Source organism: Photorhabdus sp. RM322S (genome assembly GCF_042879395.1).
Taxonomy (GTDB): domain Bacteria; phylum Pseudomonadota; class Gammaproteobacteria; order Enterobacterales; family Enterobacteriaceae; genus Photorhabdus; species Photorhabdus khanii.
In genome coordinates this window covers 23,983-31,658 of sequence record NZ_JBHFKW010000048.1, presented here as the reverse complement: position 1 = coordinate 31,658, position 7,676 = coordinate 23,983, and the positions used below count along the sequence as shown (strand labels likewise).

4 protein-coding genes are annotated in these 7,676 nt (G+C 61.4%); all 4 read right to left on the bottom strand.

Annotated elements, in window-relative coordinates; translation table 11 throughout:
- The coding region (locus ACGF63_RS19865; RefSeq protein ID WP_387632795.1) for a PAAR domain-containing protein at positions 1 to 3,912 on the bottom strand (3,912 nt) is incomplete at its 3' end.
- An 18-nt stretch (positions 3,913 to 3,930) separates the two neighbouring features.
- Positions 3,931 to 4,353: a DUF1795 domain-containing protein gene (locus ACGF63_RS19860; protein WP_387632794.1), complete on the bottom strand. Its 423-nt coding sequence runs from the start codon at positions 4,351 to 4,353 to the stop codon at positions 3,931 to 3,933.
- A 61-nt stretch (positions 4,354 to 4,414) separates the two neighbouring features.
- Positions 4,415 to 6,250, bottom strand: a complete 1,836-nt coding sequence (locus tag ACGF63_RS19855; protein WP_387632797.1) for a type VI secretion system tip protein VgrG — start codon at positions 6,248 to 6,250, stop codon at positions 4,415 to 4,417.
- Between the two features lie 75 nt (positions 6,251 to 6,325).
- The gene (locus ACGF63_RS19850) at positions 6,326 to 7,663 is read right to left on the bottom strand and encodes a VasL domain-containing protein (RefSeq protein WP_387632792.1); all 1,338 of its coding nucleotides are present in this window, start codon (positions 7,661 to 7,663) and stop codon (positions 6,326 to 6,328) included.
- Between the last annotated feature and the right edge of the window lie 13 nt (positions 7,664 to 7,676).

Sequence of the window (7,676 nt, the reverse complement as noted above, 5' to 3'; positions counted from 1 at the left end):
CACACTCGCTTCCGGCGAGAAATACCGGAACCGATTATAGACCAGCCCACTCTCTTCATCCAGCCACTGCCCCGCAAATCGCAGGCCCGGATCCAGCGGCATGTCTTCCGGCAGCGCCAGGTTCAGCCCGTACAGCGACTGTTTCGGCTGCCGCCACACCCGTTTACCGGCCGGGTTAAACAGCGCCAGCGGTTCACCGGTCGGCGCACTCACCGCGTACTGGGTCTCAATCGCCCCCACCATCAGCTCCACCCGGTTGTCCAGATTGAGGGTAAACTGCCGGGTCTGCTGGGCCATCAGCTCCCAGCCGTCAAACACCAGATGCCGGATCATTTTCAGCCGCCCATGCTGGTATTCACGGATTTCCGCCGGCACGTCCCCGTCCCACAGATACGTGGTCAGTTTACCGGTCTGGATACAGCGCTTTTCGGTGCGCCGCCCAAAAGCATCATAACGATAGTCCCACCGATGACCATCCGGGGTGATGAGGCCGGTCAGCTGGTTCTGACTGTTCCAGCGGTATTTCGTCACCGCCAGCCGGTAGCCTTCGGCTAAAAACTGTTTCTCCTGCATACGACCGGCCAGGTCGTAAACAAACCGGTGCGAGCCCACCCAGTTCAGGCGGTGACCCTCCTGGTAAAGGGTCTCCCCCATAATCTCCTGTACCCCGTCAAACCGCCGGGACGGGTAACCGGTTGCATCATACTGATAATGTTCGCGCAGGTTGCGCCCGTCACTCACCGAGACCACCTGGCCGTTGCCGTTGAGGAGATAGCGCAGCTGCTGTCCGTCATCACGGGCCGCAGTCAGGTTCAGGGCCGCATCGTATTCATACTGTCTGGCCAGACTGGCATGGGCGGGTTCGCCAATCTCCTCCAGCTCAGCCGGCCGGAAAAGATGGGGGTTGCAGCCCGCGCGCTGTGCAGTCAGTAACCCCATCAGGTTATACTGCTGGCGCACAATGAAGCCGCTGTCGGTGTAACGCCCGGTATCCCGTCCCGCCTCATCCCGTGACACCGTCAGGGGCGGCAGATGGTCTAACGTCAGCCCGGTCAGTTCCCCGGCCCGGTTAATCTGTATCCGGGTTTGCCAGTGTTCCGGGTGGGTCTGTCCGGTAAAGCGTGAGGGGCCGGTTACCGGGTCTGTTTCGCCGGTGAACAGCTGCCGCTCGACGGTGCGGTTGTCCGGGTAGTGACGCTGAATTTCCCCGTGCGGCTGGATTTCCCGGACTATCCGGTCCTGTTCGTCGTAGTCAAACTGTAAGGTGCTGTCCGGGGCATCAACCCTCAGCAGCCGTCCGGCGATATCATACTGGTAACGGGTGGTGCCCTCCGGGGCATGCAGGGCGGTGAGGCGCTGAGCGGCATCATAGTCATAACGGGTAACCGTCTCTGCCCCGTCCCGTTTTTCAATGCAGTTCCCTGACCGGTCGTAGCGATAGTGCCAGCGGGTGCCGGCATAATCCTGCTCGGTGACGACCCGGCCCAGCGCATCCAGGGTGTAGGTGTAGCGTTCCCCCTGCGGGTTAATGACCTCGGTCAGTTGCAGGGTATCGGCATCATAGCGGTACTGCCAGCGATGGCCTTCGCCGTCCCGCCGCGCCACCGGCAGGTCAAACGGGCCGTATTCCACCTGCCAGGCCACTCCACGCGCATCGGTCCAGCGGGTCAGGTTCCCGTGGCGGTCATGGTCAGCCTGCTCCAGGTTGTTGTCGGGCCGGTCGCTGACGGCGACCCGGTGATGCCGGTCATAACGCCAGCGCCACAATGCCCCGGCGGCGGTCAGGCTGCGCAGCCGGTCCTGGCTGTCATAGCCCAGGCTGACGGTGCGGTTCTCTTCATCAAACAGTCTCACCAGCCGCTGCTGGGTATCATATTCCTGTGTACGGCGGTTGCCGTCCGTGTCTTCTTCGGCGGTCACCAGGCCGAAGGCATTGCGGGTCAGGGTGGTTTTCCGGCCATCCGGGGCAATAAATCCGGCTGGCTGGCCCTGTTCATCATACCGTGGCAGCCAGGTACGTTGCAGCGGGTCGGTCATGCCGGTCAGTTGCAGGGTGTCAGCATCATAGCTGTACTGCCAGACGGCCCCGGTCGCCTCAGTGAAGGACGTGACCCGACCCGTATCCGCCAGGTAGGTCAGGGTCAGGGTTTCCCCCAGGGGAGAAATCTGCTGCACCAGATTGCCCTGGTCGTCATAGTGGTAGCGGGTCACGCTGCCGTCCGGGGTGTGGACTGCGGTTATCAGATTCAGGTCATTGTAATGCCAGGTGGTGGTGTGCCCCTGCGGGGTGGTGGAGCGGGTGATACCGGGGGCATAGTCCAGGCGGACCGGGTAGAAACCGCCGGCCCCGACACTGTCGGTACAGCGCCCCTGTTTATCGTAGCGGTAATCCACCCAGGTCTGGTCCCCGTCAGACCAGCGGCTTATCAGGCCCTGCGCGTTATATTCATAGTACAGGTGGAAATGCTGGGTGCTGTCGGCTTCGGCCAGCCGGCCATGGTCATGGTAGTGATAGCGGGCCATCACGGCCTGTAACCCGTCATCGGTACGCAGGATTTCGGTCAGTTGCCCGTTCAGGTTATAACGCAGTGTCAGCGCCGGTCCGTCACTGTGGATGACCTGGGTCAGCTGAGACTGTGCGTTGTAGATAAACCGCAGCCGGTTGTGATAAATGTCCCGGTGTTCGGTCAGCCGCCAGCGCTGGGGCGCATCGGCGGAAACCGGACCGGGCAGGGCAAAATACTTGCGGACCGGGGAATCACGGTGACTGAGGATATAGCCCTGTTCGCCCCGGCTCAGGGTAAAATCCGGGTGGTCGGGGTTAATACTGTGCGTACAGGCGGCCGGTAAGGCAAAACAGAGTGACGCGCCTTCGGTGGTGCAGATTTCGACCCGGTCGCCGGTGGTGAGGGCGCATTCGGAGAAGCTGTCGGTCCAGCCCGGTCCGAGCAGGCCCTGCTCCCCGGGGGTCCAGCTGCGCAGAAACACCAGCGGCAGGGTCTGACCCAGGGTGATATCGGTGCGCTGGTCGAATAACTGGCCGGTCGTGACGTCAATCGGGTCGCCGGTGAAGAACTTTTTGGTGCTTTCCCGGTAACGCTTCACCCCCCGGGTTTCTTTAAAGGCGGTTTTGGCGCAGGAAATCGTTTTACCGGCGACGATTTTCCCGACGTGTCGTGCCCCGGCTCTGGCCCCGTTCAGCACGGCCTGCTGGCCGGTTTTGGTGAACAGTTTACCGAGGCCTTTAAGGGCCCCCCGGGAGGGCGGCACCAGAAACTCAACGGCCATCAGAATGGCCCGCTGCCAGGCGGAGAACTCTTCGGCAACGGCTAAGTAGGTGCCCTGACCGGAACCGATAAACACGGTTTTGGCCCCGGCTTTGATGGTGGCGCCGCAGACCAGTTTGTCATCCACCCGGGCGGCCGGGGCGCCGTTGATAAACACGGTTTCACTGCCCTGGGCAATCAGGGGCGGTGCCGGGTGTTTAGTGCAGCCTGCGGTATCGACGGTGGCCCGAGCCGCGGCTTTCCCTTCAATAAACACATCCGGGGAGCCGGTCAGCAGTACGCCACTGGGCGGGCCGATACTGTCGACCATTTTGGTGACCGCCGAACTGGCGGCACTGATGACCTTCCCGAGGGCCAGGGTACCGGCGGTGCCGAGTGCAAGGACCGCGACGGTGGCTAATCCGCCGGTGCCGACCACCACCGCGGCAGCCACGGCAAACACGGCGGCACTTATCAGGGCACCGGTAATGGCGCCGGCGAGTGCGCCGAGGAAGCTGGCATGTTTAATCGGGTCGCCTGCGCGGGCAGCCGCCGGGCCGGGAGCGCCCTGTGGGGGGGCAACCGGTGCAGTATGTAACGCGCCAACCCGGGCAATCCGGGTGACGATGTCATCGCCAAGTGACATGTTGAACCTCCTGTCAGATTATCCGGCGGCCTGGAAGCTGTCGATAACCGCCAGCAGTGCATCGCGCTGACCGTCTGCAAAGGGGGCGGGGGAGGTCAGGTTGAAGGTCAGCAGCTGCGGCCCGCGGATTTGCAGGACGACGGTCTGGTACATGTCGCCTTCCGGGCTTGTCCACTGGTAATCGAGCCGGCGTGCGGGTTGCTGGCTGAGGGGGATTTCACTGCGCTGGTGCTCCTGATAACCGGGCAGGTGAGTGCGAAACTGTTCCAGGGTCTGTTCATAATAAGCGGTGTTATCCATGCCGGTGGGGACTGGTGTGCGGCTGACCACCAGATTAATGCCGCTGTCATCGGGCAGCACGAAGACGTTCATGGATTCATCCCGCCAGTTGGCGGGGAGAGTCAGGGTGCCTTCATTCATCTGATACAGGGTGTTTGTCATGCTGTTTTCCCGTTATTGATTAAAATCATGTAGTAAGGTGTTGTTAAGGGGCCAGGGCCGGTCAGTTGACATTGACCTGTTTGCCGTTAATGGTGATATTGGCACCCTGAATACTGATATTGCCGGCGCTGTCGAGAGTGATGCTGCCGCCGGCGGTCGCAATCTCGATACCGCCGGCCCGGGACTGTATCTGGATATTATTTTTCACGTTCAGCAGGCTGTCTTTTTCCACGGTGATTTGCCGCAGGCCGGTTATCGCACTGACTTCATCGCCGGTCACTTCTTTATGGCGGTTCTTTCTGACGGAAAGTATCTGGTCATTGCCGATGCTTTCGGTGTGGTTGTGCATCACCCGGGTTTCGCGGTCATGAAGCACCACGGTGTTCATGTTGCGCTGAGCATGTAAGGACAATGCTTCACTGCCTTTGGCATCCTCAAAGCGCAGTTCGTTGTAACCTTCCCCCTTGTGGGTTTTGGAGCGGAAGGCCATCTGGGTTTTGCTGCCCGGCAGGGTGCCCGGCGGGAGATTGCTGGCATGATAGGTGCGCCCGGTGACAATCGGCTGGTCCGGGTCGCCGTTGAGAAAGTCCACCACGACTTCCTGACCGATACGCGGGATAGCCAGCATGCCCCAGCCCTGGCCGGCCCAGGGCTGCGTCACCCGTATCCAGCAGGAGCTGTGGTCATCACTCTGGCCGTAACGGTCCCACAGGAATTGCAGCCGGATACGGCCGTACTGGTCGCAGAAGATTTCTTCGCCGGCCGGGCCGACCACTTTGGCAATCTGCGGGCCGTCTATCACCGGTTTGGTGCGCGGGGCCGGGCGCCAGTGCTGATGAACGGGGATAAAGGTGAACTGGTTGCTCATGAGGGTGCCTGACTCCCCGCCGGCCTGTTCCAGCGCCTGCGGCTGGCTGCCGGAGTGGGCGACGCTGACCAGCTGCCAGAGCTGGTTAAGGTCATCCCGGGGATGGTCAGTGAGGGTGAACAGGACTCCCGGCAGCATCGCGGCGTGGTTGCTGTCCCCGTGGCCGGTCAGGGCGTCATTGCGCAGGGCTTCGAGCCGGTAGCGGGTGAAATCGGCACCGTGCTGCTCGTCTTTGAAGCGGCCGGGGAAATCGAAGTGTTCATAGCCGGTGTGCTGGAGGTGTTGTTCCCGCATATGGTGGCGGAACTCGGCGGCCCAGACCGGGTTTTTGAAGGTGTAATCTTTCAGTTCCACGGAGGCTGGCCGGACCTGAGCCTGGCGGGTCAGTGCGGTGACACACAGCTGTTGTGCTTCGGTGGCTTCACCGGGGTGATAAGGTAATACCGGGCCTGTGGCAAGGGCCCCGGCAGCGTCGGCGAACACCAGGGTGTTTTTGTTGCCGTTGAATTCAAAGAAGTAAAAAATGCCTTCTTCGGCGGTGAGCCGTTGCAGAAAGTCAAAATCGGTTTCCCGGTACTGGACACAGAATTCCCGTTCCGGGTGCGGGTCACGCAGCCGGAACGCGACATCCCGGACGCCGCTCTCTTTGAGCAGGGTGGTGAGAATGGTTTTGATATCCTGCCGCTGAAAGATACGGGCATTCTGGCGCAGGGTGGTGCGCCACATATCGGGACGGAGGGTCATCTCATAGCGGGTCTGATGTTTCCCGGTGTTGCCCTGAGTAAAGCTGGCGACCATGCCGGTGACGGTGCGCTCGACGTTGCCTGCGCGCAGGATGGAGAGGGTGGCGCGGTTATCGAGGACGGCGGCGAAATCAATGGCCGGGTCGGCACTGGCTAAACTGACGTTCAGGCAGAAGGGGGTGGACAGGGCTTCGTTGAGCGAAAAGCCGGCGACGACAAAGGTGTGGGGTGGCAGGCTGCCGGCGGTGAGGGTGAACTGCAACCCGCCGGCGCTTTGCGCCGTCATCCGGTCAGTGATGTGTTGGGCCAGCTGCCCGGCAGTTTTTTTCTGAAATGACATGTAAGGATTCCTTCTCTGAAGTTACGGACGGTCTTTCTCAGGGAGCCCGGTCAGCCCGGCTTCTTTTTGCAATGCATAGTAGCGGCTGAGCAGGGCGTTAAAGCGGTCGTCGGTCTTTTTTCTCAGCGCGGGTGAAACGGGGTGTCCCTGTTCGGCTGCGGCGGCGAACTGACGCAGCAACTCTTCCAGCGGCACCTCGCGGTTGTGGCTGGTCTGAATCTGATAAATCGCGGTTTTCAGGTAAGAGAGGGTGAAGCTGCCCCGGTTGCGCTCCTGCGCCAGGATTTTGTCGGCCAGTTGCTGGAGCTGATGCCGGGTCTGGTGCCAGCTGCCCGGCACCGGGGCATTATCCAGCCGGACGGCCTGTAACTGTTGCCAGCGGGTGGTTTCGCGTTGCTGTTCGCTGTTCTGCGGCCAGGTTTTTTGTGCCCTGGCGGTCAGCTGTTCGGCGTTTTGCAGCACCACCAGCGGTGAGGTGTCCGCTAACCGGGTTAACTGCTGTTCATAGGTTGGCAGGTCAGGCTGGTACAGCCAGGCCAGCCGTGCGCCGTCCGGCGTGCCGGTCAGGGCTGTGAGCTGCTGTTGCAGCGGCCGGTAAAGCCCCAGCCAGCTGCCGGTCAGGATAAACGCGCCCAGCAGGACGCCCAGTCCAAAGCCCTGTAAGGCACTCATCCGGGGCGGCGGCTCAGGGAAACGGACCTGGACCCTGGGCTGATGGCTGTCGTAGCCGGGGGCGTCGTCGGTTTCCGGTTCAGCCGGTTCCGGCTCTGTATTGGCCAGGTAGACCAGCGGCGGCATCTGGACAGGCTTGGGCGCCGGTGTGGGCAGGATACGGGTATTTTCCAGTTTTTTCGCGGTGTTCTGGAAAAACCACAGCAGGTTTTCGACTTTGGGCAGGCGTTTCAAATCGGACTGCTGGAGCCGGTCGACGATTAACTGTAAGGCCCGCTCTGCCCGGTAAATCATGCGCAGGTCGCGGGCGGTGTAGTCGTGCTGACGCAGGACGTTGCCGCTGCGGGTGTTAAACCAGTCGAGCATTTCGGTGCGGACCGTGGGTTGTGGCGGCCACAGTGCATCCCACTGGCTGACCATCACGCCGGCCAGCAGTTCACAGCCTTCGGTAAAGCCGGCCAGGCCGCTCAGCTGCATCCGGGCCAGGGTGTAGTAAATCGCACTCTGCAAATCGACGCCGTGGGAGCGAAACAGCGTCAGGGCCAGGGATTCAATCAGCGGCCAGTTCACCGCCGGCTGAGACGGGTGGTTGATTTTGTTGATTTCTTCGCGTATTGCCGTGAACGCCGGCAGGTTCATCGGGTTACCGCCGGCACGGATAATCAGGTTTTCAGGGTGTTCACGCATGGCAGTTTATCCT

What these genes read in the sequence shown, in the direction of transcription:
- ACGF63_RS19850 (WP_387632792.1), bottom strand. Translation starts at nt 7,663, where the DNA reads ATGCGTGAACACCCTGAAAACCTGATTATCCGTGCCGGCGGTAACCCG.
- ACGF63_RS19855 (WP_387632797.1), bottom strand. Translation starts at nt 6,250, where the DNA reads ATGACGGCGCAAAGCGCCGGCGGGTTGCAGTTCACCCTCACCGCCGGC.
- ACGF63_RS19860 (WP_387632794.1), bottom strand. Translation starts at nt 4,353, where the DNA reads ATGACAAACACCCTGTATCAGATGAATGAAGGCACCCTGACTCTCCCC.